Raw genomic sequence first — 23,965 nt, 5'->3', positions numbered from 1 at the left:
GGCTTCAGGCGGGCTTCACCACGGTTTCAGGGGTGCCGGCGGCGGTTTCAGGGCCTCACCAGGACCGCCCGGTGACACGAAGAGGGGCCCGTCCCCCCCGAGGACGGGCCCCTTGATCCCCCTTGGGTCAGACTCGCGCGAGTTCCGGCTCCGGTGCGCGGCGCAGGCGCACCACGCCCGACGCCGCGATCAGCAGGCCCAGCGCGGCGATCCCGGTGATCACCGTCAGCGCCGGGGTCAAGCCGGTCAGCAGGGAGCCGCCGCCGCTGCCCGTGAGCACCGCCGTCACGATCGCGAGGCCGATCGCGCCGCCGACCTGCAGCGACGTGTTCAGCAGGCCTCCGGCCAGACCCTGCTCGTTGTCACTGATACCGGTCGTCGCCTGGATGTTCAGTGACGAGAAGGCCAGGGTGAAGCCGATGCCGAGCAGGATCATGCTCGGCAGCACCGAACCGGCGTACCCGGAGTGCTCGTCGACCCGCAGGAACAGCACGTACGCGATCACGTGCGCCAGCACGCCACCCAGGATGGTGCGCGACGTGCCGACCCGCTCGATCAGCGGCTCGATCCGGGGTGACCCGAACGCCACGATCAGCGCCGCGGGCAGGAACCCGAGCGCGGTCTCCAGCGCCGACCAGCCCAGCACGTCCTGCAGGTACAGCATCACCACGAACTGGAACCCGATGTAGGCCCCGAAGAACAGCGCCGCCCCCAGGTTGGCCCGCGCCAGCGGCCCGGAGCGCAAGATGCCCAGCCGCAGCAACGGGTGGCTGCTGCGCTTTTCGATCACCACGAACGCGGTCAGCAGCGCCACCGCGACGGCGAACGTGATCAGCGTCCGCGGCGCGGCCCAGCCGACCTCCGGCGCCTCGACGACACCGAACACCAGCAGCAGCGAACCGGCCGCGCCGGTGATCGCGCCGGGCAGGTCGTAGCCGCCCGCCGAGTGGTCCCGCTCGTACGACGGGACGACCTTGATCGCCGACACCAGCGCGATCAGCGCGATCGGCACCGGCAGCAGGAACGTCCACCGCCAGCCGACCTCGGTCAGCAGCCCGGAGAACACCAGGCCGGCGGAGTACCCGCTGGCGCCGAACACCGCGAAGATGCTGATCGCGCGGTTGCGGGCCGGGCCCTCCTGGAACGTGGTGGTGATGATCGACAACGCGGCCGGCGCGGTGAACGCCGCCGCCAGGCCCTTGATGAACCGGCTCGCGATCAGCAGGGCGCCGTTGTCGACGAGACCGCCGAGCAGCGACGCGACCGCGAACACGGCCACCGCGACGAGGAACACCCGCCGCCGGCCGAGCAGGTCCGCCGTGCGGCCGCCGAGCAGGAGCAACCCGCCGTAGCCGAGCACGTACCCGCTCACGACCCACTGCAGCGCGCTGGTGGACAGGCCGAGCTCGGCCTGGATGGACGGCAGCGCGACGCCGACCATCGAAACGTCGAGGGCGTCCAGGCCCACGACGGTGGACACGGTCAGCAGCACGGCCCACAGCCGCGCGTCCCACCGTGTCGACGTGGTGGACAGGTGCGCAGGAGAAGTCATGGCAGTCAGATTACATGCACGCGCATCTAATGCAAGAGGGTTTAATGCATTTGCATCAAATTCCCGCGCATGCTATGGTGCCGCCATGGGTGACGTCGCCGACGGACGGCTCGTGCAGCAGTGGCACGAGCTGATGGCCCTGCACGCGACCGTCTTCGGCGAGCTGGAATGCCGCCTGCAGGACCGGCACGGCATCGGGGTGAGCGAGTTCGAGGCCCTCGAGCGGCTCGCGACCTGCGACACCAAGTGCCGCTCCGCCGACCTCCTCGACGCGGTGCACCTGAGCCAGAGCGCCACCTCGCGCCTGGTCGCCCGCCTGGAGAAGGAGGGCCTGGTGGACCGCGCGATGTGCGAGCAGGACCGGCGCGGCGTCTTCGTCATGCTCACCGACGCCGGGCGGCGCCGCTACGAGGAGGCGAAGCCGACCCACCGCGCGGTGCTCCGCGACACACTCGGCCAGGCCCGCATCCCGAAGGCCGGTTGACCCGCCGCTCCACGGGGTAGCTCACCGCCACGCGCAGACGCCGACGGTGGGAGTGCAACCGTGAGCGAGCACAACAGGGAAAGCGTTGCCGGCCGGGCGAAGGCCGGCCTCGACCGCGTGGACGCGGTGCAGCGGGAACACAAGTCGCTGTCGGTGCCGGTCGCCGTGGTCCGGAAGTTCCTCGAGGACCAGTCCACGAACCTGGCGAGCATGATCGCCTTCTGGGCGTTCTTCTCGATCTTCCCGCTGTTCCTCGTCCTGATCACCCTGCTCGGGTTCTTCGTGCCGGACAACCTGAAGACCGACGTGCTCGGGCACGTGGGGCAGATGTTCCCGCTGCTGGACCCCGCGACGATGCAGGGCTTCGGCGGCTCGGTGTGGGCGCTGGTCCTCGGGCTGGTCACCGCGCTGTGGAGCGGGCTCGCGGTCGTGCGCGCGACGCAGACCGCGTTCAACTCGGTGTGGGAGCTGCCCTTCCACGCGCGGCCGAGCCTGCCCGAGCAGATCGGCCGCAGCGTGCTCGTGCTGGTGACGATCGGGCTCGGGCTCGTCGTCAGCACGCTGATCAGCGGGTTCGTCTCCAGCGGCACGGACCTGCTGAACCTGGGGTGGCTGGGCCGGATCCTCGGTTACGCCGTCGCGATCGTCCTGGACATCGGGTTGTTCGTCGCCGCGTTCCGGATCCTCACCGACCGCGAGGTCTCCACGCGTGACGTGCTGCCCGGCGCGGTGCTGTCCGGTGTCCTGTTCTGGGTCCTGCAAACGCTTTCGTCGCTGATCATCAGCCGCTACCTGCAGAACGCGCAGAGCACCTACGGCACGTTCGCCACGGTCATCACGCTGCTGTGGTGGTTCTACCTGCAGAGCATCATCACGCTGCTCGGGGCGCAGCTCAACGTCGTCCTCAAGGACCGGCTGCACCCGCGCGCGCTGGTCGGCGCCCCGGAGACCGACGCCGACCACCGCGCCTACGAGTCCTACGCGGAGGAACGCGCGTACCACGAGCAGGAGCGCGTGGACACCGAGTTCCCGCCCGAGCAACGCGGTTGACTACTCCGCGCCGGTCACGAACGCCTCCCGCTCGGCGGCTACCGGCTCGCGCAGGGCGAGCACCGCGGCCAGCGTCACCAGGCAGGCCAGCAGCATGTACCCGGACACCGCGAGCGACGTGCCGGTCTCCCCGACCAGCCAGGTCGACACCAGCGGCGCGAACCCGCCGCCGAGGATCGCGCCGAAGGCGTAGGCGAACGAGACGCCGCTGTAGCGGATGCCGGCCGGGAACAGCTCGCTGTAGGCCGCCGCCTGCGGGCCGTAGGTCAGGCCGAGCCCGAAGCCGAGCACGATCACCGCGGCCAGCATGAGCGGCACCGAGCGGGTGTCGAACAGCAGGAAGAACGGGAACGTCCAGGCCCCCATCGCCAGCGTGCCGACGAGGTAGGTGCGGCGCCGGCCCCACCGGTCCGACCAGTGCCCGGCCAGCATCGTGAACACGCCCCAGGAGACGGCGCCGACCATGCCGATGGACAGCATCGTGGTGCTGGACAGCTTCAGCGTGCGGGTGCCGTAGGAGTTGATGAACGCGATCAGGATGTAGCCGACCATGTTGTTGGCGATGAACAACCCGATGGCGATGACGAGTTCGCGGCGGTTGGTGCGCAGCAGCTCGGCCAGCGGCGCGGACCGACGGGCGCGGCGGGCGCGCAGCTCGCTGAACACCGGGCTCTCCGACACGCGGGCCCGCACGAAGAAACCGACAGCGATGAGCACGACGCTGAGCAGGAACGGGATGCGCCAGCCCCAGCGGGCGAACTGGTCGTCGGTGGTCACCGCGGAGACGCTGAAGAACACCAGGTTGGCCAGCAGCAAGCCGATCGGCACGCCGATCTGCGGGAACGAGCCGAAGTAGCCGCGACGGCCGGGCGGAGCGTGCTCGACCGACATCAGCGCCGCGCCGCCCCACTCGCCGCCGGCGGACAGGCCCTGCAGCAGCCGCAGCACGACGAGCAGGATCGGCGCGGCGACGCCGATCGAGTCGTAGGCGGGCAGCAGGCCGACGCCGATCGTGGAGATCCCCATCAGCAGCAGGGTCGCGACGAGAACCGCCTTGCGGCCGACGCGGTCACCGAGGTGGCCGGCGACGATCCCGCCGATCGGCCGCGCCACGAAGCTCACGCCCAGCGTGGCGAACGAGGCCAGCAGCGCCGCGGTGCCGTCCAGCGAGGGGAAGAACTGCTTGCCGAACACCAGACTCGCGGCCGAGGCGTAGATGAAGAAGTCGTACCACTCGATCGTCGTGCCGACGAGGCTCGCGCCGACGACGCGGCGCAGCTGCCCGCCGTCGTGCGACCGGCTCGTCCGGGCCGAAGCCTCGGGCGTGTGCGTCATGGGCCATCCCTTCCCGCCATTGGAAAGAAGATCAAAGGTTTGATTAGTTCCCTGGCAACGTAGATGCCACACTGCCGGAAGACCAGGGGCGGGTGCAGACCTTTACCGTCCTGAGACCTTCGGCTGGGACCGCTTCCGGCGGGCCGGGGCGCACCGAGCCGGCACGGCCAGCGGGACCTTGAGCAGGCGGGGGCGCGTCCGCTTCCGGCAGGCCCGCGGCGCACCAGCCTGGCACAGGCCAGCCAGGGGACGCTGGGCAGGCAGGTGGGCACGTCCCCTGGCGGCAGATCCGCGGCGCACCAGCCTGGCACAGGCCAGCCAATCCCCCGGCACACCCCACCTGGCACAGCCCAGCCAGGGCCCTTCCGCAGGCGAGCAGCCCCCGGCGCAGACCGCCGGGCGCGCTGCCCGGCCCGGCCTCCGCCGTCCCCCACGCACCAGCCCGGCGCGGGCGAGCAACCAGAGTCAGAGGAAGTCCCGCAGCCGCGTGGCGAACGCGGCCGGGTCGGCGGCGAAACCGGTGTGGTCGCCGGGGAACCGGGCCGGTTCCACACCCAGCTCCGCCGCCAGCGCCTCCGACGTGCGTTCGCACAGCTGACCGGCGGATTCCTCCCCGATGCCGATCACCACCGGGCGGGTGCGCAGGACCTCGAAGTCCGGGATCCAGCGGGTGGTCGGGCGGTACATGCGCGCGTACTGGTAGTTCGCGTCGGCCAGGTCCCGCGGGCTCGGCTCCTGCGCGAAGAACTCCTGGAACACCGGCTCCGGGAGGTGGATGTCCGCCATCTCCAGGAACTTCCGCATGGCGCCCACCGGATCACCGGCGAAGTGCGTCGCGATGACCTCCCCGCCCTGGGCGCGGATCCGGTCGGCGTCCGGGAGCAGGTCGCTCAGCGGCGGCTCGTGCGCGATCACGGTCGTGACCAGGTCCGGGCGCGCCTGGGCGAGCGCGAGGGCGCTGACGGCGCCGCCGCTGGAGCCGAACACGACCGCGGGACCGGCGCCGGCGTGCTCGATGAGCCGGGCCAGGTCGTCGGCGCGGATCTCCGGCGTGGAGTCCTGCTCGGGGTCGTCCACCGGGCTGCGGTTGACGCCGCGCGGATCGGTGGTGAGCACCGTGTGGTCACCGGCGAGCAGGTCGGCGAGCGGCGCGAACGGGCGCGCGTCCATCGGGGCGCCGACGAGCACGACGAGCGGGCCCTGCCCGCGGATCTCGTGGTGGAGACGCGCGCCGGGAACGGGAAGTGTCCGGGACATCAGAATCCTCCTGGGGAAGCGGTTTCGAAGGTGGTGACCGCCGGCGTGGGGCAGAATCATCGCTCGTGACGGAACTGGCCGTGGACCTGGAGCTGGCGCGCACCGGGGACGACTCGGCGTTCACCCGGCTGGTCGAGCCGCTGCGGCGGGAGCTGCACGCGCACTGCTACCGGATGCTGGGGTCGGTGCACGACGCCGACGACGCGTTGCAGGAGGCGTTGCTGCGGGCGTGGCGGGGGCTGCCGGGCTTCGAGGGGCGCGCTTCGCTGCGGTCCTGGCTCTACACCGTGGCGACGCGCACCTGCCTGGACGCGGTGGAGCAACGGGGCAGGCGGGCGCTGCCGATGGATCTCGGGCCGTCCAGCGATCACGTGGTCACCGGGGACGCGCCGCGCACGGACGTCGCGTGGCTCGGCCCGTACCCCACGGGTCCGGACACGCGCGCCGAACAGCGGGAGGCGGTCGAGCTGGCGTTCGTGGCCGCGTTGCAGCACCTGCCGGGCAACCAGCGGGCGGCACTGGTGTTGTTCGAGGTACTGGGGTTCTCGGCGGCCGAGATCGCGTCGATGATGAACACCTCCGCCGCCTCGGTGAACTCGGCGCTGCAACGGGCGCGGCGGATCATGCCGGCGCGGGAACCGGTGCCGGACGACGCCCGGGTGCGGGCGCTGGCGTCGGACTACGCCGGCGCGCTGGAGCGGGGCGACGCGGACGCGCTGGTGGCGCTGCTGACCGAAGACGTGACGTGGTCGATGCCGCCGATGCCGCACTGGTACCACGGGATCGACGCGGTGATGTCCTTCGCGCGCCGGTATCCCCTCGCGTCCTGCGGCTCCTGGCGGCACCGGATCGTCTCCGCGAACGGCCTGCCCGCGGTGGCCTCGTACCTGAGCCGGGAGGCTGCGTTCGAGAGCTGGTCGATCAACGTGCTGACCCCGCGGGACGGCCGGATCGCGGAGGTCACCTCGTTCGTGGCGCGGGAGCACTTCGCGGCGTTCGGCCTGCCGGACGAAGTGGACTGACCGCGCGGTCCTGAGTGGACCGGTTTACCGGAGATCACGCCTGGGTAAACCGAAGATCCTCCGGTTGACGAGTCAGCGGAGGAGGTGATGCACCGTGGACCACATGGTGCATCGGCCGGATCGGTTCACCAGTGTCGTGGACGGGCCGTCGGAACTGGCGGCGCTGCGGCGGCGAGTGCGGTTCATGCTCGCCGGCGTCGGCGAACACCACGTCGTCGACGCGCTGCTGGCGACCGACGAGATCGCCAGCATCGCCTGGCTGTCCACGCGCCAGCCGTTCACGGTGCGGCTGGGCTGGGCGGGCGCGGACACCATCCGGGTCGACGTGACGATCGCCGCCGAGCCACCCGCTCGCGGTGACCTCGGCACGTCGGCGGACGTCCTCGACGGCATCGCCGCTCGGTGGGGCATGACCCCGCGCCGCGGCGGCACGATGCTGTGGGCGGACGTTCCGGTCGCCGTCCCGGTCGCGCCGGACGGACCGGCGCTGGACGCGGTGCACGTGACGGAACCGGCCTGAGTGGTCGCCGGTGGTCCGGCTCCGGGCCACCGGCGGCTGCGGATAGAGTGTGCGGGCTCGAGCAGACCGTCGATGGAGGATCCGTGCCGCAGGCCTTCGCCACCCGCTGGACGCGCGAGGGGAGCGAAGTGATCGTCACCATCGTCGGCGAGGTCGACCTCACCACCGCGCCCCGCGTCCGCGAAGCAGTGAAGGACGCCCGCGACAGCGTCGGTCCGGTGCCGCTCACCACGGTCATCCTCGACCTGTCCGAGGTCGAGCACCTGGACTCCCTCGGCCTGGCCGTCCTGGTCGAGACGGCCGCCGAATGCCACTCCGCCGAGCAGGCGCTGGCGCTGATCTGCCCGACGCCGGTCGTCACGCGGCCGCTGGAGATGACCGGCCTGAACGGCATCCTGACGATCACCGCCTCACTGGACGAGGCACGCGACGCGGCCCGGCGGTACCTGGAGCACTAGGCACTGGTGGTGGACCCGGGCCGCACGATCATCAGCACCGTGACCGTGGCCCACAGGATGTTGAAGATCCCGGTGTACATCGCCAGCCGGGCCGGGGCCCGCGGTGGGAGTTCCGCCTGCTCGGCTACGCCGTCGAGGATGCCCTGCTGGCGCGGCAGCACCACCAGCACCAGCACGGCCGCCGCGATCGCGGTGAGCACGATGGACACGACCACCCACGCGTCGCCCGTCACGCCCAGGCTGCCGGCCGTCGCGAAGCCGAAGACCGGGATCGCGATGCCGACGGCGGCGTAGACCCGGCAGATGCGGTGCAGGGTGCGCAGGACCGCGAGGTCGTGGTCGGTGCCGGCGACGGCGCGGCGGGTCGCGGCGGGGAACATGCTGGCCGCGACCGTGACCGGGCCGATCGCGACGAGCGCCGCGAGCACGTGGAGGGAGAGCAGAACCTTCGTCACGGGCAGCGACGGTAACGGCCGCCGCCGATCTCCGGAACTGGCGCGATGGCCAACTTCCACCGGATTCTCGCCAGCGGGCCGACCAGGGCGGTCCTGGCGGAGCCGGGTGGCGAGGGCCTACGGTGTCGCCATGCACACCGTCGCCGTGCTGGCGCTGGACGGCGTGGTCCCGTTCGACCTGGCCACCCCGATCGAGGCGTTCACCCGCACCCGGTTGCCGGACGGCCGCCCGGCCTACTGGGTGCGGGTCTGCGCCCCGGGCCCGACGATCGACGCGGGCACGTTCACGCTGCAGGCCCAGTGGGGCCTCGACGCGCTCGCCGACGCCGACACCATCATCCTGCCCGGCTGCGCGAACCCGGCGGTGCCGGTGCCGGAGGACGTGCTGGACGCACTGCGCAAGGCGGCCGCGGACGGGACGCGCATCGCGTCGATCTGCGCCGGCGCGTTCGTCCTGGCCGCGACCGGGCTGCTCGACGGGCTGCGCGCGACCACGCACTGGGTCGCCGCGGACCTGCTCGCGCGGCGGCACCCGGAGGTCGAGGTCGACCCGGACGTGCTGTACGTGGACAACGGCCAGTTCCTCACCTCGGCCGGCGCGGCGGCGGGGCTGGACCTGTGCCTGCACCTCATCCGGCGCGACCACGGCTCCGCGGTGGCCGCCGACGCCGCGCGGCTGTCGGTGATGCCGCTGGAGCGGGAGGGCGGCCAGGCGCAGTTCATCGTGCACGACCAGCCGCCCGCGCCGCGGGGTTCGCTGCTGGAGCCGGTGCTGCGGTGGATGACCGACCACCTGGACCGGGACCTGACGCTGGCCGATGTGGCGGCCCGGGCCGGCATGAGCACGCGGTCGCTGAACCGCCACTTCCGCGAACAGACCGGGACGACGCCGCTGCAGTGGCTGCACCGCGAACGGATCCGGCAGGCGCAGTACCTGCTGGAGACGACGCGGCACCCGGTGGACCGCATCGCGGGCCAGGTGGGGTTCGGCTCACCGACCGCGTTCCGGGAACGGTTCCGGCGGGTGGTCGGCACGAGCCCGAACGCCTACCGGGCGGCGTTCCAGAAGCGGGACTGACGCTCGCCTCAGCCGCGCAGGGACTCGTAGGGCTTCATCGCCGGGTAATAGTCGGTGAACTCCGGGCGTGGCGCGCCGGTGCGGGCGGCCACCAGCAGGTCCAGGTAGTACTCCCAGCCCGGCCCGATCTCGCCGATGCCCTCGAAGAGAGCGATCCCCACCCCGCCATGCGCGGGACGGGGCCGTTCCGTCCAGTCCTGGTACTGTCCGCTCATGACGCCCCGGACCCGTCGCGCGCCGAGCGGCGCCGCCGTGCTGCGTGTCGAACTCACCGACGCCATCGTCGAGGTCGTGATCGACGAGCTGGCCGAGAAGGGCTACGCGCGCACCTCGATGGACGGTGTCGCCAAGCGGGCGGAGGCCGGGAAGAGCTCCCTGTACCGCCGGTGGTCCTCGAAGCAGGACATGGTGGCCGACGCGGTGTCCCAGCTGAGCGTTCCGCTGGTCGACATCCCGGACAGCGGCTCGCTGCGCGGCGACGTCGAGCGCGCGTTCGAGATGGTCGTCAAGTGGCTCAGCGACGAACGCCTGGGCCGGATCCTGCCCGACCTCACCGCCGAGGCCAAGCGCAACCCGGCGCTGGCCAAGGCGCTGTCCGAGCACCTGGAGAACCCGCGCCGCGCCAAGGCGGAACCGGTGCTGGACCGCGCGATCGCCCGCGGCGAGCTGCCGCCGGACGTGGACCGCGAGCTGGCGCTCGACATGTTCGCCGCCCCGATCTACTGGCGCTACACCGTCCGCCGCACCGAGATCACACCCGAGTTCCTGGCGACGCTGGTCGACTCGACGCTGGCGTTCCTCGGCGCGCGCCCGGCGCAGAAGTAGTCACCGCAGCACCCGGAACGTGCTGCGGTGGAACACCACCGGCTCCGCGCCGGGGAAATCGGTCAGCGCCGTGATGCCGAGCAGCGCGATGACGTGGTCCCCGGCATCGACCTCGCCCGTCAGCCGGCATTCGATCTGCAGCGCACTGTCCTCGACCAGCACCGCGCTGCCGCGAGCCACCCACGGCACACCGGCGAACCGGTCGCCCTCCGGCATCGCGAGGCTGCGGCAGATCGCGCCCTGCCCGGCCGACAGCACACTGACTCCCAGGGACGGCGCCCGGCGCAACTGCCGCCAGGTCCGCGAAGCCTTCCGCACGCACACCGACACCAGCGGCGGCTCCAGCGACACGGCGGTGAACGTGCTCGCGGCCATGCCCACCGGCTCGCCGCCGACCAACGCGCACACCGCGGCCACACCGCTCGGGAACTGGCCGAACGCCGCGCGCAGCGTCGTCCCGTCGATCACGTCCGCGCTCCTTCCCGCTCGGACGACCAGGCGTCGCGGAGGAACTCGATCGCCGGGTGGACCACCTCGGGGCTGCTGAACACCGCGGTCGCGTGATCGGCCCCGGGCACCACCTCCAAAGTGGACTGCCCGCCCGCGGCGAGCACGGCTTCGTGCAGCCGTCTGCTCTGCCCCAGCCCGCACCGGTGGTCGGCGTCGCCGTGGCTGATCCGGAACGGCGGCACCCGCGACGCCGCCGCCACCGCGCGCGACACCGCCGCCCCGGCCACCACGTCCGGCCGCGACGCCAGGGGAAACCCGAAGAACTGCGACCCGACATCCACCATGGTCCGCAGACCGGCCCGTGTGGGCTCGAAGGCGTCCTCGACGATCGTCGAGAAGTCCGTGACCGGGTAGTGCAGCACCACCGCGGACAGCCGCGCGGACACCGCGGGGTGGTCGCCGACCGGCCGTCCGATCCGGCCGGTGAGCGCGGCCAGCGCCATCAGGTAACCACCGGCGGAGCTGCCCCACCCGGCGATGCGCGTGGGGTCCAGCCGGTACCGGTGGGCGTGCACGCGCACCCACCGGATCGCGGCGAGCACGTCCTCGACGGGCTCCGGGTAGCGCGCCTCGCCGGCGAGCCGGTAGTCCAGCGAAGCCACCGCGATCCCGTGCCGCAGCAGGGCCGCCCACGGGCCCATTTCCTTGACTCCGCCGAGGAAACTGCCGCCGTGCGCGTAGACCACGACCGGCACCGGACCGGCCGTTTCGAGCGGGACGTGCAGGTCCAGCGTCAGCGGGCGCCAGCCGACCGGGATCGCGTACCTGACGCCGAGGTACGACTCGGCCCCGTCGAGCACCCGGACCGGCCGGACCGTCCGCAAGCGAGGGTCAGCGAGGTGGTGCGAGGCCGGTCGCGTGAACGGGACCTCGGACGGATGTGGGAGCGTCATGCCTTCCGCACCCCCGGCAGGTAGCGGCCGGCGTCCGGGATCTCACCGGTCAGCTCGGCGGCGCCGACGAACGCGTTCTTGGCGTCGATGCTGTCGTGGCTGGCGAACGTGCGCGCGTTGCGCCAGAACCGGTCCAGCCGGTACTTGTTGGCGGTGCTGCGCGCGCCGGTGAGGTCGTGCACGCGGGCGGTCACGTCCAGCGCCGCGGTGGTGCAGGCGACCTTGACCTTGAAGAACTCGGTCATCAGCGCGCGCAGGTCGGTCGTCGCGCCGGCGTTCGCCAGCTTCCGGCAGGTGTCCAGCAGATAGGCGCGGCCCGCGGCGAGTTTCGCGGCCATCTCGCCGATCTGCCGGTGCATCAACGGATCCGCCATCGCGGAGGGGAACATCGGCATGCTCGCCCGGTTCAGCCCGCGCAGGTACTCCAGCATCGCCGCATACGCACCTTCCCCGATTCCCTGCAGCAGCAACGCGTGTCCCGGCAGGACGAGGTCCACGAACACGACCTCCGACTCCGGCGCCGCGTAGTGCCAGCCGTCGGGCACGAACACCTCGGCGTAGGTGATGGTCTGGCTGATCGTGCCGCGCTGGCCCATGTTGTCCCAGTCGCCGTGCGCCTCCACGCCGGGCGCGTCGAGCCGGATCAGCGCGTGGTGCCGGGAGGTCGCGCCGTCCGGCTCGGTGATGCGGAAGCTGACGTTGGCCAGGTCGCGTCCGCCGCCGCCGCTGTTGGTGTTGAACGTCTTCACGCCGTTGACGACCACGCCGCCGTCGACCCGGCGTCCGGTGACCGGGCCGGTGCCGCCGGTTTCGGCGTTGGAGGCGACGATGCGCCGCCCCTGGAAGATCAGCTCGTCGGCGATCGCCTGCTTGGTGGAGGCGGGCAGCGGCGCGGACATCACCTCGCGGGCCTGCAGGGCGGTGGTCGCCCAGCACTGGCCGGTCGAGCCGTCGCCGGCGGTCACCTCCAGCGCCGCCTCGACCACCCGGTCCCAGCCGGCGAAGGTGCCGCCCGTCCACAGGCCGCCGAACTCGACGGGGACGTTCGCGCGCTGCAGACCGGCCTCGCCGAGCAAGCGCATCGCCTCGGTGGGATCGACGCCGAGCGCGTCCACCGCCACGCCCAGCTCGGCGATGCGCGGCCGCAGCGCCTTGGCGCGGGCGACGATCTCGTCGTAGCTCGCGGGGGCCGACGGCCAGGCGGGGATTTCACGGTTTTGCGTGGTCACGGACATGAACATCGTCCTCCCGGGAGTTTTCGATGAATGGACGATACGGTGTCGTCCCGTCCAAAGTAACTCGCCCGGAGCGGGCCAACAAGAGTCTGGACAGCCGGGGAACATCCGGCGTACGCTGCTTGGACGCGACGATACCGTATCGACCATTCGCGAGCGCTGTTCCGTGGCGTGGTGGGGGGACCGCCATTCACCCCGGATGTCCAGGAGTGCTCATGAACCCAGACGGAAACCACCAGTTGCGACCGAACGCGGTGGGCATCTTCGACATGATCCTCATGGTGATCGCGGTGACCGCGCCGCTCACCGCGGTCGCCTCTAACCTCTCGCTGAGCCTCGCGTTCGGCGCCGGCGTCGGCACGGTCGGCGTGCTCGTCCTGGTGCTGGTGATCCTGCTGGTGTTCTCCGCCGGTTACGTGGCCCTGAGCCGCCAGGTGGTCAACGCCGGCGCCTACTTCGCCTACATCGGGTTCGGCCTGGGGCGGCGGATGGGCGGGGCGTCGGCACTCGTGGCGACGCTGGCCTACAACCTCGCGGCGGCCGGGATGTCGGTGGCCGTCGGGTACTTCGGGCACCTCGGGCTGTCGGCCTACCTCGGCGTGGACGTGCCGTGGTGGGTGATCGCGCTGGTGGCCACCGGTGCCACCTGGGTGGTCGGCTACTTCGGCGTGACGATCGCGGGGAAGGTGAACGTCTTCGTCGCCGTCACCGAGTTCGCGATGCTGCTGGCGTTCGCGATCGCCGTGGTGGCGCGGCGGCCCGGCGGGTTCTCGGCCGGCGTGTTCGCGCCGGGCGCCGTGTTCGGCGGCAACTTCGGCCTCGCCGTGGTGTTCTGCATCCTGTCCTTCGCCGGGTACGAGGCGGCCGCGATCTACGGCGAGGAGGCCCGGTCGGCGCGGCGGAACGTCGGCCGGGCCACGTATTCCGCGCTGATCGTGCTGGCCGTGACGTTCGTCTTCGTCATGTGGGCGATCGCGGCGGCGTTCCCGGACGCGGTCGCGGTGGCGCAGGCCGATCCCGGTGCACTGCTGGTCGCCGCGATCACCGCCTACCTCGGCTCGTGGGCCGGGCCGGTGCTGAGCCTGATGATCACGTTCAGCTTCTTCGCGGCGGCGCTGTCCTTCCACGCGATCGCGTCGCGGTACATGTTCTCCCTGGCGCGCGACGGTTTCCTGCCGCGCGGGCTGAGCCGGGTGCACCCGCGGTGGCGGACACCGGTGCCGGCGGGGACCGTGCAGCTGGTGGTGTGCGTGCTGGTGGTCGTGCCGTTCGCGGTGGCGGGCGCCGATCCGATCGTGACCTTCTTCCCCGCGGTCTCCGGGATCACCGCGCTGGCGATCATCTACCTGATGGCCGCGTGCTCGGCGAGCATCGTCACCGCTGCCGCGCGCGGGCGGATCACCGGTCCGGTGTGGACGGTGCGGGTGGCGCCGTCGATCGCGTGCGTGGCACTGGTGAGCTGCGGGGTGGTCATCGTCGCGCACTACCCGGAGATCACCGGTAGTGATTCGCCCGTCATCAGCGCGCTGCCGCTGTCCCTCGTCGTCGCCGCGGTCTACGGCTGGTTCGCGGCGCGGACCCGGACCGTCACCGAGCAACCGGCCCTGGCCTGAAAGGAAGTCCCATGAGCTACACCCCGAATCCCGGCGACACGCTGGTGTTCGAGAACGACCGCGTGCGGGTGTGGTCGATGACCCTGCCGCCGCGCGGGATGTACGACTGGCACCAGCACCACCACGACCACCTGATCATCTGGCCGGACCCGGGCCGCGCGGAGGCGCAGCGCCTCGGCGAGGAGGAGTGGCCGGTGCGGCAGACGGCGGAGGCCGGGTACGTGGCGTTCAAGACCGTCGGCAGTGGCGGGCCCCTGACGCCGCACCGGATCCGCAACCTGGAGGACCACGCGGTGACGCACTACATTGTGGAGCTGATCAGCGAGCCGTCACCGAGCCCGGTGGAACTGCCGTCGGAGACGAACGACCGCGGGTCGGCGGTGGACGTGCGTACCGGCGAGCCGTTCTAGGAGGGTCACGTGCGAGTCGCCCTGCGCCCGGCGACGGAGGGCGACCGCGAGTTCTGCTTCCGGCTGCACGAAGCCGCGATGGGCGCCTACGTCGCGGCCGTGTGGGGCTGGGACGAGCGGGAGCAGCGCGCGTACCACGACCGCGGTTTCGCTCCGGGCCGGTGGCGGATCGTCACCGTGGACGGTGCTGACGCGGGGATGCTCAGCGTGGAGCACCGCCCCGGCTCGCTGTACCTGGGGCGGATCGAACTGCTGCCGGAGTTCCAGGGCCGCGGCATCGGGAGCCTGCTGATCACGGACCTGATCGCCGACGCGGACCGGCACGAGGTCGCGGTGGAGCTGGACGTGCTGGCCGTCAACACGCGGGCCCGCGCGCTGTACCGGAGGCTGGGTTTCCGCGAGGTGCGCCGGCACGGTGACGGCGATCGCAAGATCACCATGAGGTACCACGGAACGCGGACGGGAACCCGCTGATCTGGCGAACCCCTGATCCCGGCGAGCGGGGGGGGAGACCGGTGGTGACCCGCGGGGCCCCGACCGTGGCACGCGGTGGCGCGCAGGGCACGGTGGCAGGCACAGCACGCGCGGGTTGGGGCGCGGTGGCCCGAGCCGAGGGCCTGTGCAGCCCACATGGCTCGCGGTGGTGGCGCGGCGCGCGCAGCTCCCGGTGGCGGCACGGCACCACAGCTCGCGCCGACGGCACGGCACGCACAGCCCCCGATGGCAGCACGGCACGCACAGCCGCCTCGACGGCGTGGCCGATTCGCGCCCGCAGCGCCGCCACGCGCCGCCACGGCCCGCCCGCCGTGCAGCGCTGGTTGCGGCAGCGCAGCACAGCCGGCCCGCGCGGAAGCCCTAACCCGCCACCGGCTCCAGCACCTTCGCGCCCGTCTTCTCCCGCAGCTCCTCCTCCGTCACGCCCGGCGCGAGCCGCACCAGGCGGAGGCCCTCCGGGGTCACGTCCAGCACCGCCAGGTCCGTGATGATGCGGTCCACCACCCCCGCGCCGGTCAGCGGCAGCGTGCACGTCTCGACGATCTTGGGGCTGCCGTCCTTCGCCACGTGGTCGGTGATCACGATGATCCGCTTGGTGCCCGCGACCAGGTCCATCGCGCCGCCCATGCCCTTCACCAGCGCGCCGGGCACGGTCCAGTTCGCCAGGTCGCCGTTGGCGGCCACCTGCAGGGCGCCGAGGATCGCCAGGTCGATGTGCCCGCCGCGGATCATGGCGAACGACGTCGCCGAGTCGAAGAAACTCGCGCCGGGCTGGACGGTCACCGTCTGCTTGCCTGCGTTGATCAGGTCGGCGTCCTCCTCGCCCTCGAACGGGAACGGGCCCAGACCGAGGATCCCGTTCTCGCTCTGCAGGGTCACCCGCACGCCGTCCGGGATGTGGTTGGCCACCAGCGTGGGGATGCCGATGCCGAGGTTGACGTAGTCCCCGTCGCGCAGTTCCGCCGCCGCCAGCGCGGCCATCTCGTCGCGGCTCCAGCCCATGGTCACGCCTCCGTTCCGGCGAGCGCCCGCGGGCGCACCGTGCGCTTCTCGATCTCCTTCTCCCGCGGCGTGGCGACCACCAGGCGGTCGACGAACACACCGGGGGTGATCACCAGGTCCGGGTCGACGTAGCCGTCGAGCAGGACCTCGGTCTCCACCACCGTCACCCGGCCGCACGTGGCGACGACCGGGTTGAAGTTGCGGGCCGCCATCCGGTACACGAGGTTGCCCTCCCGGTCGGCGGTGTGGGCCTGGAACAGCGCCAGGTCGGCGACGATGCCGCGCTCCTGCACGTAGGTCTCGCCGTCGAACTCGGCGTGCGGCTTGCCCTCGGCGACGGGCGTGCCGACCCCGGTCTTCGTGTAGAACGCCGGGATGCCGGCGCCACCGGCACGCATCCGCTCGGCCAGCGTGCCCTGCGGCGCGAACTCGACCTCGACCGTGCCGTCCAGGTACTGCTGCGCGAACAGCTTGTTCTCCCCGACGTAGGACGCGATCACCTTGCGGACCTGCTTGTTCTCCAGCAGCAGCCCGAGCCCCTTGCCGTCCACGCCCATGTTGTTCGACACGATCGTCAGGTCGCGGACGCCGGAGTCGCGGACGACCTCGATCAGGTCGTAGGGGATCCCGGACAGGCCGAAGCCGCCGACCGCGATCGTCATGCCGTCCCGCAGCGCGCCGGCCATCGCGTCGGCGGCCGCGCCGAACACCTTGGACACGTGAACTCTCCTTCGAGCGTCCGTGGAATGAGCACCTGTCCGCAGTCAAGACGACCTGGGAAAACCCGGTCAAGCAGGCGCACTGGATCTCTCGTCAGATGAACATCCCGGGCGCGGGCGTTCACTGAGTGGACATACCATGGGGACATGCCACCTGCCCATGTGATCGGCCGCGCCGCGATCGTGCTGCGCGCGCTGTCCGCCGCGGGCGAGCCCGGCGCGTCGACGTCGGACGTGTCCCGCCTGACCGGGCTGGCGCGCCCGACGGTCCACCGGCTGCTCGCCGCGCTGGCCGACGAGGGGTTCGTCGACCGCGACCAGCGCAGCGGCCAGTGGTACCTCGGCCCGGAGCTGTACCTGCTGGGCGAGTCGGCGGCCGCGCGTTACGACGTGACGCAGCACGCGCGGGCGAGCGTGCACCGGCTCGCGGCGGCGACCGGGGAGAGCGCGTTCTTCTCCGCCCGCCGCGGCGACGAGACGGTGTGCCTGCTGCGCGAGGACGGTGACTTCCCGATCCGGTCGTTCGTGCTGTACGAGGGCGCGCGGTTCCCGCTCGGGGTGGTCTCGGCCGGGCTGGTCGTGCTGTCGCTGCTGTCCGACCGGGAGATCGACGAGTACCTGGCGCGGGTCGACCTGACGGAGCGGTGGGGCGAGGCGCACGCGCCGGGGCCGCTGCGCGAGCGGATCGCCGAGACGCGGGAGCGCGGGTACGCCGTCAACCCGGGTCTGGTGGTCGAGGGCAGCTGGGGCATGGCGGCGGCGGTGTTCGGCTCGTCCGGGGAGCCGGCGTGGGCGCTGACGCTGACCGGGGTGGAGTCGCGTTTCCGCGAGCCGCGGCGGGCGCAGATGGGCGCGCTGCTGCTCAAGGAGGCCCATGCGCTGACGACGGCACTCCGCGCGGACCGGCAGCGCACCGGGCTCTGAAGGACCGTCAGCGCGCCAGTATCCGGCCCGCCACCAGCAGGTCGTGCGGGTACGTCACCTTGATGTTCTCCACCGCGCCCGGCACCCACCGCACCGGCGTCCGCGAGTACCGCTCCATCACCGAGGCCGTGTCGGTGCCCGCGAAGCCCTCGCGCGCGGCCTGTTCGTAGGCCGCGACGAGCGGGGCGGCGCGGAAGCCCTGCGGCGTCTGCGCGCGGACCAGCGTGCCCGGCGGCCGGGCGCCCTCGTCGGTCACGATGTCGTCCGCCACCACACCGGGCATCGCGCCGCCGTGCTCGCGTGCCGTGCGCAGGACCTCGGTGATCAGGGCGGGCGTGACGAGCGGACGGGCGCCGTCGTGCAGCAGGACCGCGTCGACCGCGCCGGATTCGATGCGCCCGGCCAGGTGCCGCAGGGCGTTCAGCTCGGAGTCCTGCCTGCTCGCGCCGCCGTGCACGATCTCGGCCCGCGCGCCGAGCCCGGACAACGCCTCCTCGGCGAGCGCCCGGTCCTGCGGCCGGATGACGAACACCAGCACGCCGACCCCGGGCGTCCGGGCGAACGCCGCCAGCGACCACGCCACGATCGGCCGGCCCGCCAGCGGCAGGTACACCTTGTTCACGCCGGCACCGACACGCGTCCCGGCCCCGCTGGCCAGCACGACCGCGGCCGCCGTCGGGTTCTGCTCCGCAGCCATGCGCCGATCGTAGGCACCACCGGGTGGTCACGGTGCGCCCGGCAGGTCTCGCCGCTCGAAATCCGCGCGCAGGGCCGCACACCGGGCACGACCCCGCTCATACAGACGGCCGAACACGAACGCATCGGACACCGAATCACCCACCCGCTGCCGCAGGAGCTGCCCCACGCTCACCACCGCACGGTCACGGTGCGCCCGGCAGGTCCCGCCGCTCGAAATCCGCCCGCAGAGCCGCACACCGGGCACGACCCCGCTCATACAGACGCCCGAACACGAACGCATCGGACACCGAATCACCCACCTGTTCCCGCAGGAGTTGTCCCGCGCTCACCAGGTCGTGGTACTCGCCCAGTTCGCGCTGCAGCGACTTCACCGCCCGCCGCCACGGGCGCACCCGCTTGCCCAGTACCGGTCGCGCGGCATCCGCGACGTACCGCGCCGCCTTGGCCTTCTTGCGCACCTCGTGCAGGGCGGCGTCCGGGTCGCGGCAGCGGGGGCTCGCCGCCATCGCCGCCGCCAGCCGCCGGTCCGCGCGGCGCAGTGCCTTCCGCAGCTCCCGGCGCCCGGATTCCGCCGAGGTCGTCAGCGGCGGGTCGGCCACCCACTCGTCGAGCGCGCCCAGCAGCCGCGCGTACCGCTCACTGGTCAGCTCCGCGAGCAGCGCCCGCCGCTCCCGTTCCGCGGCTTCGTCCAAACGCGACTCGAGCGTGCGGCGGGCGTGCTCGGTTTCCGGCTCGCGCGGGAACTTCGCCAGCTCGCCCAGCAGGGTCTCCCGCCGGACCTCGCCGTCCCGCGCCGGGGACAGCACCCGCCCGGCCCACTTCAGCTCGTCGGCCAGCGCCTTCACCCGCTCGCGCACGAAGAGCCGCCGGTAGCCGCGCAGCGCGCTGCGCAACCGCCGCAGCGCGACCCGCAGCTGGTGCACCGCGTCGCCGTCCCCGCGCCGGACGCCTTCGTCGTGCCGCCGGACCGCCTCGACCTGCGTGCGCACATAGGCCATCACGGTCTCCCCCGCGTTGCCCGGCGCACCGGCCGCGGCGAGGTCGTCGGCGAGCAGGCGCCGCAGCTTCGACGGCCAGTGCGCGGGCCGCACCCCGTCCGCGACGAGCGCCCGCGTGAGCGTGTCGAGCAGCCCGGGGTCCCCGGTGTCGAGTTCGACCTCGAGTTCACGCCAGCGGTCCAGGTGCGCGTGCTCGCCGGCCCGCTCGCCGTGGACGTGGTCGTCGGTCAGCACGGCCAGCCGCCGCCCGTCGGCGGCGGTCAGGTCGTGGGTGAACCGGTCGACGCGCAGGTGGGCGATCTCGACGAGGTCCGCACCACCGGTCCACTCGCGCGCGGCTTCGGCGAGTTCCGCGGGCAGGTGGTCGCCCGGGGGCAGCTGGGTCTCCTCGCGGGCGCCGTCGGCGGCGGGACGCTTGAGGTGCCAGCCCGCGTCCTCGCCGCCGGTGCGCCTGCGCAGGGTCACGCCCGCCCGCGCCAGGCGGAGGTCGCGCGTGTCGTAGTAGGTGTTGTCCAGCCGGGATTCCCGCGGCGGGGCCTGGTCGGCCACCGGCCCCACGCCGGCCAGCCGGGGCACCGGCCGTCCGTCGTCGAAGTCGAACTTCCGCTCCCGCTCGGTGACCGTTTTCGCGCCCATGTCCGGGAATTCCCCGGCGGTCACCGGCGGAAACCCCGCCTACCGCACGCCGCGGATGGGCAGGATCAGCACCGCGCCCACCGCGGCCGCCGCCGCGCCGAGCAGGAACAGCGCCGGGAAGTTCTGCGGCATCGCCGCGGTGGCGCCGATCGACAGCACCGCCGGGGCCACCGCGGGCACCACCGAGCCGGGCAGGTTGTTCGCGATGTTCATCAGCCCGAGGTCCTTCGCCGGGTTCGCCGGGTCCGGCAGCACCTCCGTCACCAGCGCGATGTCGACCGCGAAGTACACACCCTGCCCGAGCCCGACCACCGCGATCGCGGCCAGGAAGAACGGGAACGAGTCCGCGACGGCCGCCAGCACGAGCCCGGCCGCGAAGATCGCCGCGGACGCGATCACGAACGGCTTGCGCCGGCCGAGCCGGTCGGACGCCTTCGCCGCCACCGGGGCGAAGATCAGCGCCGCCGCGGTCAGCACCAGGGTCGACAGGAACACCGCGCCCGCCACCTCGGCCGGCGGGAAGTGCAGCACGACCATCAGGTAGAACGCCTGGTACGCCTGCACCGCCGCGACCCCGAGGAACAGCAGGAACCGGCTCAGCCACGCCCAGGAGAAGTTCGCGTGCCGCACCGGGTTGAGCCAGAACGTGCCGAGCAGGTCGCGCCACCCGAACGCCGGCCGGTCCGCCTTGTGCAGCCGCGGATCCTTCAGCACCACCGCGAACAGCACGCATCCGGCGACCGCGATGGCCGCGGGCAGCAGGATCATCGCCGGCAGGTTCGGCGACACCAGCTGCGCCACGAACAACCCGATCACCACACCGACCGGCAGGCTCAGCCCGACCACGGCGGACGCCGGTCCTCTTCGGTCCGGCGCGAACTGGTCCGGGATCACCGCGGTGATCGCCACCGTCGCCGAGGTCAGGCCGATCGCGGTGACGATCCCGGCGAGGGTCAGGGTCAGCGTGCTGGTGCCGGCGAGCATGCCGAGCGCGCCGAGCGCGAACAGCGCCGCGGCCAGCAGCAGGTAGGGCCGCCGCCGCCCGAGCCGCCCGGTGGTGCGGTCGGACAGCCGCCCGAACGCCGGGAACGCCACGAGCGCGCACAGGGCGCTGACGCCGGTGACGATCGAGACGGTGGTCGTGGCGCCGACCGGGTCGATCAGCGTCGCCTTGAGCGACAGCGTCAGGACCGCGGGCACCAGCTGGGCCATCACCGCGCCGATCGCCGCGAACCCGAGGAAGAACAGGAAGCTGCGCCCCGGGTTGGTCCAGCTGCGCGGCGTCGTCGTGGTGGTTCCGGGCAGGGAGGACGTACTCATCGTCGGCACCTTTCGCCTCGTTGCGAACTGCGGGAAGGATGACAGCGGCACCGGCGCCGGTTAAGGCGCGCGGTCAACCAATGGAACGGTTTCCGGAACGTCCACATGCGAGGCGAGCAACGCGCCAGTGCCGCCACGAACGCCTCGCCGTGGTGCGCAGGTCGTCGCGGGGTGGATCGGCATCGTCAGCCCTCCCGCCGGGACACGGCGCGGGGCCGCCAGTTCGTGGTCTCGAGCCCGTGGCCGAGCGGGAACACCGGGTCCTCGGTGCCGCCCGGCAGGTCCTCGGGGTGCGCCTCGACCGCGGCCATCGACCGGGGCAGCTCGAACGGCAGCCGGCCCTCCGGGCGGGCGTGACCGAACACGACGTCGAGCACGGCGTCGTCGGTGGCGCCGAAGTCGGCCACCAGCGCGGCGGTGTGCTCGGCGAGTTCGGGGATCACGGCCGGCCGGTCGAGGAACACGTCGACCACCGTCGGGACCGTGGCGGCCAGCTCCAGCAGGTGCGCGCGCTCGTCCTCGGGCAGGTCCAGCCGCCCCTGGTGGAAGAACGCCTCGGGCAACGTCCGGCGCGGCTCGTACGGGGCCGCGATCCGGACCAGGGCGTAGTCGGCCTCCACCGGAGTGTCCACAATGGTCGCGTATGCGGCGGCTGTCCGGGGGTCGACGCCTTCGACGTAGAGCCGGCACCCGGAGGGCAGGGGCAGCACGGAGTCGGTCAGCAGGGTCATCGCGCGCCGCTGCGCCGCCGCACCGGCCGCGGCGAGGTCCTCCCGGCCGACGGTCGTCACGGCGATTTCCTCGTTCACGTAGGGGTTTTCGAACAACCCCAGCCGGAACAGGACGGTCAGCACGCGGCGCACGGACTCGTCGATCCGGGCCTCGCTCACGCGCCCGCTGATCACCAGATCCGCGATCACCTCCGGGCACCACTCGCCGCCGAACTGGTCCACACCCGCGTCGAGCAGCATCAGCGCGCGCTCGGCGCGGTCCAGGTGCTCCGCGCCCCACGCGCGCGCCGGCCACACCGTCCCGCCCGGCAGCACCGAGTCCGTGAGCAGCCCGAAGTCCGTGCAGACGACGCCGTCGTAGCCCTCGTCCCGGCGCAGACGGCCGGCCACCACCTCGCGGTCGAAGGCGAACCCGACCTCGGCGAGACCGGGCACGCCGACCGGGCGCCCGTAGTACGGCATGACGGCGGCGGCCCCGGCGCGCAGGGACGGGCGGAACTGGTCGAGGTGCTGCTCGAACCGCCCGGCCGGGTAGACCTGGTCCGGGCTCGCGGCGAAGTGCGCGTCCTCGCCGCCGGCCTGCGGGCCCGCGCCCGGCCAGTGCTTGACCATGCTCGCCACGGATCCGGGGCCGAGCCGCGGGCCCTGCAGCTCCTCGACGTAGGCCCCGGCGAGGCGGCCGACCAGGTCCGGATCGGCGCCGAACGTGCCGACGGTGCGCGCCCAGCGCGGCTCGGTGGCGAGGTCGGCCATCGGGTGGGTGGCCATGCGGATGCCGACCGCGGTGTACTCGGCCCGGATGGCACGGGCGAAGTCGCGGACCAGTTCCTCGTCACCGATCGCGCCGAACCCGAGCGGTTCCGGCCAGCGCGAGCAGCCACCATCGGCGACCGAGGTGAGCGGGTTGTCGTTGGCCGAGTGGCGCGGATCGGAGGAGATCAGCACGGGGATGCCGAGACGGCTGCGGGCGGCGAGGTCCTGCAGGCGGTTGTGCCAGCGGGCCAGCGGCCCGGCGGCGACCGGGGCCATGAGGGTGAGGCAGCGCAGGTGTTTGTCGCGCACGGATTCGGTGGTCGGGGCGGTGGGCATGATGCCGGCCGACTCCTCGACGAACCCGCCGTCCGGCGTCACGGCGACCGGCGCGTGACACAGCAACCCGGTCTTCTCGGCGAGGGTCATCCGGCCGATGAGGTCGCGCACGCGCTCCTCGACGGGACGGTCCGGATCCTTGTAGGGCACCAGCATGGTGGCGAGCATGACGCCCGCCACCAGCGGCGATCCATCACCGTGCCATTGGTTGGCACACCTCGTCGACGACGACTACCTCGGCGCGGCCCGGTCGAGCACATCCAGCTCGGTGACGAGGGCGTGATAGGCCGCCGGGCTTGCCTGGAGGAGGTCGTCCAGGACACTTGTCCAGTCCTCGCGGCTCAACCGACGAGCGATCTCGCCCTGCGACCGGACGGCCGGAGTCACGAGGTTGAACAGCCCGTAGGGAATCTCCTTGCCAGGTCCCTCGGGCATTTCGAGCAGGATCATCGGTGGCCAAAGCGCCTCGACCTGCTCCATCACCTCCGTCAGGGTACGTAGTCGTCCAGCGCCGAACCCCAGAAAAGGGGCTCTTTGTACTGATGTGTGGGTGGGTCTGCCCAGGTAGCGGAGGGGCACGTCGTTGCTGGGTCTAGGTTTCTGAGCTGTCGAGGAACAGAAACCGGATAGACGGAGAACGACGTGCCCGCTGCCA

At 72.4% G+C, this 23,965-nt stretch carries 26 protein-coding genes; 11 read left to right on the top strand and 15 right to left on the bottom strand.

The genetic code is table 11. From position 1 onward, the window contains the following. Positions 1-127 precede the first annotated feature (127 nt). The gene (locus D0D28_RS28315) at positions 128-1,552 is read right to left on the bottom strand and encodes an MFS transporter (protein WP_116113863.1); all 1,425 of its coding nucleotides are present in this window, start codon (positions 1,550-1,552) and stop codon (positions 128-130) included. An 85-nt stretch (positions 1,553-1,637) separates the two neighbouring features. Here D0D28_RS28315 and D0D28_RS28310 point away from each other — a divergent pair, with 85 nt between their 5' ends. After that, positions 1,638-2,036, top strand: coding sequence for a MarR family winged helix-turn-helix transcriptional regulator (locus D0D28_RS28310; protein WP_116113860.1), 399 nt, complete (start codon positions 1,638-1,640; stop codon positions 2,034-2,036). A 60-nt stretch (positions 2,037-2,096) separates the two neighbouring features. After that, positions 2,097-3,086, top strand: coding sequence for a YihY/virulence factor BrkB family protein (locus tag D0D28_RS28305; RefSeq protein ID WP_116113858.1), 990 nt, complete (start codon positions 2,097-2,099; stop codon positions 3,084-3,086). Here D0D28_RS28305 and D0D28_RS28300 read toward each other — a convergent pair whose 3' ends face one another. Next, a complete protein-coding gene (locus D0D28_RS28300) occupies positions 3,087-4,421 on the bottom strand; it encodes an MFS transporter (protein WP_116113856.1) in 1,335 nt (444 codons plus the stop codon). It lies immediately after the preceding gene. Between the two features lie 465 nt (positions 4,422-4,886). Then, entirely contained in the window at positions 4,887-5,678 is a 792-nt protein-coding gene (locus D0D28_RS28295; protein WP_116113853.1) for an alpha/beta fold hydrolase, read from the bottom strand. 65 nt (positions 5,679-5,743) lie between these two features. Here D0D28_RS28295 and D0D28_RS28290 point away from each other — a divergent pair, with 65 nt between their 5' ends. The 3 genes from D0D28_RS28290 (at position 5,744) to D0D28_RS28280 (ending at position 7,678) form a co-directional block, all read left to right on the top strand. Continuing rightward, a complete protein-coding gene (locus tag D0D28_RS28290) occupies positions 5,744-6,700 on the top strand; it encodes a sigma-70 family RNA polymerase sigma factor (protein WP_116113851.1) in 957 nt (318 codons plus the stop codon). Positions 6,701-6,803: 103 nt separating this feature from the next. Continuing rightward, positions 6,804-7,220: a hypothetical protein gene (locus D0D28_RS28285; RefSeq protein ID WP_116113883.1), complete on the top strand. Its 417-nt coding sequence runs from the start codon at positions 6,804-6,806 to the stop codon at positions 7,218-7,220. 83 nt (positions 7,221-7,303) lie between these two features. Next, the gene (locus tag D0D28_RS28280; RefSeq protein WP_094004182.1) at positions 7,304-7,678 is read left to right on the top strand and encodes an STAS domain-containing protein; all 375 of its coding nucleotides are present in this window, start codon (positions 7,304-7,306) and stop codon (positions 7,676-7,678) included. Here D0D28_RS28280 and D0D28_RS28275 read toward each other — a convergent pair. Beyond that, complete coding sequence (locus tag D0D28_RS28275; protein WP_094004181.1) at positions 7,675-8,133, bottom strand: DUF2269 family protein; 459 nt, start codon at positions 8,131-8,133, stop codon at positions 7,675-7,677. The genes D0D28_RS28280 and D0D28_RS28275 overlap by 4 nt on opposite strands. A gap of 130 nt (positions 8,134-8,263) precedes the next feature. Here D0D28_RS28275 and D0D28_RS28270 point away from each other — a divergent pair, with 130 nt between their 5' ends. Further along, on the top strand, positions 8,264-9,211 hold the full coding sequence (locus tag D0D28_RS28270; protein ID WP_116113849.1) for a GlxA family transcriptional regulator: 948 nt from the start codon (positions 8,264-8,266) through the stop codon (positions 9,209-9,211). Positions 9,212-9,219: 8 nt separating this feature from the next. Here the strand turns inward: D0D28_RS28270 and D0D28_RS28265 are convergent, their stop codons facing one another. Then, positions 9,220-9,426: a hypothetical protein gene (locus D0D28_RS28265; protein ID WP_205413384.1), complete on the bottom strand. Its 207-nt coding sequence runs from the start codon at positions 9,424-9,426 to the stop codon at positions 9,220-9,222. On the opposite strand from D0D28_RS28265, the gene D0D28_RS28260 reads away from it, so the two are divergent. Then, the gene (locus D0D28_RS28260) at positions 9,425-10,036 is read left to right on the top strand and encodes a TetR/AcrR family transcriptional regulator (RefSeq protein WP_094004179.1); all 612 of its coding nucleotides are present in this window, start codon (positions 9,425-9,427) and stop codon (positions 10,034-10,036) included. The genes D0D28_RS28265 and D0D28_RS28260 overlap by 2 nt on opposite strands. Here the strand turns inward: D0D28_RS28260 and D0D28_RS28255 are convergent, their stop codons facing one another. The 3 genes from D0D28_RS28255 to D0D28_RS28245 are packed head-to-tail and all read right to left on the bottom strand — an operon-like array spanning position 10,037 to position 12,674. Then, complete coding sequence (locus D0D28_RS28255; RefSeq protein WP_094004178.1) at positions 10,037-10,504, bottom strand: flavin reductase family protein; 468 nt, start codon at positions 10,502-10,504, stop codon at positions 10,037-10,039. After that, positions 10,501-11,439 carry an alpha/beta hydrolase gene (locus D0D28_RS28250; RefSeq protein WP_094004177.1) on the bottom strand — a complete coding sequence of 313 codons (939 nt, stop codon included), beginning with the start codon at positions 11,437-11,439 and terminating at the stop codon, positions 10,501-10,503. The genes D0D28_RS28255 and D0D28_RS28250 overlap by 4 nt, the downstream gene beginning before the upstream one ends. Then, on the bottom strand, positions 11,436-12,674 hold the full coding sequence (locus tag D0D28_RS28245) for an acyl-CoA dehydrogenase family protein (protein WP_094004258.1): 1,239 nt from the start codon (positions 12,672-12,674) through the stop codon (positions 11,436-11,438). Before D0D28_RS28245 ends, D0D28_RS28250 begins: the two co-directional genes overlap by 4 nt. Before the next feature lie 215 nt (positions 12,675-12,889). Between D0D28_RS28245 and D0D28_RS28240 the strand changes: the two genes are divergently transcribed. Genes D0D28_RS28240 through D0D28_RS28230 form a run of 3 tightly spaced genes read left to right on the top strand, consistent with a single transcriptional unit; the run spans position 12,890 to position 15,171 of the window. Further along, positions 12,890-14,287 carry an APC family permease gene (locus D0D28_RS28240; RefSeq protein WP_116113846.1) on the top strand — a complete coding sequence of 466 codons (1,398 nt, stop codon included), beginning with the start codon at positions 12,890-12,892 and terminating at the stop codon, positions 14,285-14,287. Between the two features lie 11 nt (positions 14,288-14,298). Continuing rightward, positions 14,299-14,697, top strand: a complete 399-nt coding sequence (locus D0D28_RS28235) for a hypothetical protein (RefSeq protein ID WP_094004175.1) — start codon at positions 14,299-14,301, stop codon at positions 14,695-14,697. A gap of 9 nt (positions 14,698-14,706) precedes the next feature. After that, entirely contained in the window at positions 14,707-15,171 is a 465-nt protein-coding gene (locus D0D28_RS28230; protein WP_240323389.1) for a GNAT family N-acetyltransferase, read from the top strand. A gap of 381 nt (positions 15,172-15,552) precedes the next feature. Here D0D28_RS28230 and D0D28_RS28225 read toward each other — a convergent pair whose 3' ends face one another. Next, positions 15,553-16,194, bottom strand: a complete 642-nt coding sequence (locus D0D28_RS28225; RefSeq protein ID WP_037323002.1) for a CoA transferase subunit B — start codon at positions 16,192-16,194, stop codon at positions 15,553-15,555. 2 nt (positions 16,195-16,196) lie between these two features. Then, positions 16,197-16,913, bottom strand: a complete 717-nt coding sequence (locus D0D28_RS28220) for a CoA transferase subunit A (RefSeq protein ID WP_116113844.1) — start codon at positions 16,911-16,913, stop codon at positions 16,197-16,199. Between the two features lie 147 nt (positions 16,914-17,060). On the opposite strand from D0D28_RS28220, the gene D0D28_RS28215 reads away from it, so the two are divergent. After that, positions 17,061-17,837, top strand: coding sequence for an IclR family transcriptional regulator (locus tag D0D28_RS28215; protein ID WP_094004161.1), 777 nt, complete (start codon positions 17,061-17,063; stop codon positions 17,835-17,837). Positions 17,838-17,844: 7 nt separating this feature from the next. Here the strand turns inward: D0D28_RS28215 and D0D28_RS28210 are convergent, their stop codons facing one another. From D0D28_RS28210 to D0D28_RS28190, 5 genes are all read right to left on the bottom strand, one after another. Next, positions 17,845-18,534 (bottom strand): IspD/TarI family cytidylyltransferase, encoded by a 690-nt coding sequence (locus tag D0D28_RS28210; RefSeq protein ID WP_094004160.1) that lies wholly within the window; start codon positions 18,532-18,534, stop codon positions 17,845-17,847. A 184-nt stretch (positions 18,535-18,718) separates the two neighbouring features. Further along, a complete protein-coding gene (locus D0D28_RS28205; RefSeq protein WP_240323388.1) occupies positions 18,719-20,194 on the bottom strand; it encodes a CYTH and CHAD domain-containing protein in 1,476 nt (491 codons plus the stop codon). Between the two features lie 15 nt (positions 20,195-20,209). Then, positions 20,210-21,490: an MFS transporter gene (locus D0D28_RS28200; protein WP_116113841.1), complete on the bottom strand. Its 1,281-nt coding sequence runs from the start codon at positions 21,488-21,490 to the stop codon at positions 20,210-20,212. A gap of 185 nt (positions 21,491-21,675) precedes the next feature. Next, a complete protein-coding gene (locus D0D28_RS28195; protein ID WP_240323387.1) occupies positions 21,676-23,490 on the bottom strand; it encodes a glycoside hydrolase family 3 protein in 1,815 nt (604 codons plus the stop codon). Positions 23,491-23,541: 51 nt separating this feature from the next. After that, entirely contained in the window at positions 23,542-23,793 is a 252-nt protein-coding gene (locus D0D28_RS28190; RefSeq protein ID WP_162831218.1) for a hypothetical protein, read from the bottom strand. Positions 23,794-23,965: the final 172 nt, after the last annotated feature.

The organism is Amycolatopsis ruanii, from assembly GCF_003385175.1.
In the GTDB taxonomy this organism is placed as follows: Bacteria; Actinomycetota; Actinomycetes; order Mycobacteriales; family Pseudonocardiaceae; genus Amycolatopsis_E; species Amycolatopsis_E thermalba.
Note: the sequence above shows the minus strand (reverse complement) of the source record. Positions and strands in the feature narration are given on the sequence as shown.

Bases quoted from the DNA above. Each gene is read 5' to 3' on its own strand.
- D0D28_RS28235 (WP_094004175.1), top strand. From the start codon at position 14,299: ATGAGCTACACCCCGAATCCCGGCGACACGCTGGTGTTCGAGAACGAC.
- D0D28_RS28250 (WP_094004177.1), bottom strand. From the start codon at position 11,439: ATGACGCTCCCACATCCGTCCGAGGTCCCGTTCACGCGACCGGCCTCG.
- D0D28_RS28245 (WP_094004258.1), bottom strand. From the start codon at position 12,674: ATGTCCGTGACCACGCAAAACCGTGAAATCCCCGCCTGGCCGTCGGCC.
- D0D28_RS28240 (WP_116113846.1), top strand. From the start codon at position 12,890: ATGAACCCAGACGGAAACCACCAGTTGCGACCGAACGCGGTGGGCATC.
- D0D28_RS28310 (WP_116113860.1), top strand. From the start codon at position 1,638: ATGGGTGACGTCGCCGACGGACGGCTCGTGCAGCAGTGGCACGAGCTG.
- D0D28_RS28285 (WP_116113883.1), top strand. From the start codon at position 6,804: ATGGTGCATCGGCCGGATCGGTTCACCAGTGTCGTGGACGGGCCGTCG.
- D0D28_RS28225 (WP_037323002.1), bottom strand. From the start codon at position 16,194: ATGGGCTGGAGCCGCGACGAGATGGCCGCGCTGGCGGCGGCGGAACTG.
- D0D28_RS28315 (WP_116113863.1), bottom strand. From the start codon at position 1,552: ATGACTTCTCCTGCGCACCTGTCCACCACGTCGACACGGTGGGACGCG.
- D0D28_RS28260 (WP_094004179.1), top strand. From the start codon at position 9,425: ATGACGCCCCGGACCCGTCGCGCGCCGAGCGGCGCCGCCGTGCTGCGT.
- D0D28_RS28265 (WP_205413384.1), bottom strand. From the start codon at position 9,426: ATGAGCGGACAGTACCAGGACTGGACGGAACGGCCCCGTCCCGCGCAT.
- D0D28_RS28215 (WP_094004161.1), top strand. From the start codon at position 17,061: ATGCCACCTGCCCATGTGATCGGCCGCGCCGCGATCGTGCTGCGCGCG.
- D0D28_RS28210 (WP_094004160.1), bottom strand. From the start codon at position 18,534: ATGGCTGCGGAGCAGAACCCGACGGCGGCCGCGGTCGTGCTGGCCAGC.
- D0D28_RS28270 (WP_116113849.1), top strand. From the start codon at position 8,264: ATGCACACCGTCGCCGTGCTGGCGCTGGACGGCGTGGTCCCGTTCGAC.
- D0D28_RS28200 (WP_116113841.1), bottom strand. From the start codon at position 21,490: ATGAGTACGTCCTCCCTGCCCGGAACCACCACGACGACGCCGCGCAGC.
- D0D28_RS28300 (WP_116113856.1), bottom strand. From the start codon at position 4,421: ATGACGCACACGCCCGAGGCTTCGGCCCGGACGAGCCGGTCGCACGAC.
- D0D28_RS28295 (WP_116113853.1), bottom strand. From the start codon at position 5,678: ATGTCCCGGACACTTCCCGTTCCCGGCGCGCGTCTCCACCACGAGATC.